The 664-nt window shown below is 63.7% G+C and carries 1 protein-coding gene; it reads left to right on the forward strand.

The window, feature by feature from the left end:
- On the forward strand, positions 1-664 hold a 664-nt coding region (locus tag FQV27_RS18715; RefSeq protein WP_147101627.1), incomplete at both ends, for a type VI secretion system Vgr family protein.

Here is a 664-nt window from a genome sequence, read left to right on the forward strand (position 1 = left end):
TGCGGCCATGGTTCTGGCTGGCGGGCAAGCGCCGCAATCAGCGGATTTTCCACGACATGACGGTTGTCGAGATCATCGGGGAATTGCTGTCCGACTATGCCGGTCTCGGCGATCCGGCGCTGGAAGTCCGGCTGAGCCAGAGCTATCCGAAGCTGGAATATACCGTGCAATACCGCGAATCCGATCTGGATTTCGCCCGCCGCCAGATGGAGCGGCACGGGATCAGCTTTCATTTCCGCCACGCCATGGGCAGCCATACGCTGGTGCTGACCGATGACGTGCTGGCGCATGAGGAGATCGGCGCGCGCCCGTTCAAGCGCTATGACGGGCACCACCAGTCCGACCAGGAGCATTTCTGGGAATGGGCGCCGGAACGCAACCTGACGACGGGCGCGATCCGGCAGGTGGATTACAATTTCAAGAAGCCGACGCAGTCGATGGAGACCGAATCGCTTGGCGATGCGGACCATGCGGAAGGCCAGATCGAAAGCTTCGACTATCCGGGCGACTATGCCGATCAGGGGGTCGGGCGGATCGTTTCGGCGCTGCGCATGGCGCAGGAACGCGGCGGCGACCGTCGGAACCGGGCGATCGGGGATTGCGTCTCGCTGGGTTCGGGGATGCGTCTTGTGCTGTCGGGCGACCGGATCCCCGGCACGGGCGA

Source organism: Paracoccus aurantiacus (genome assembly GCF_007993065.1).
Classification (GTDB): Bacteria; Pseudomonadota; Alphaproteobacteria; order Rhodobacterales; family Rhodobacteraceae; genus Paracoccus; species Paracoccus aurantiacus.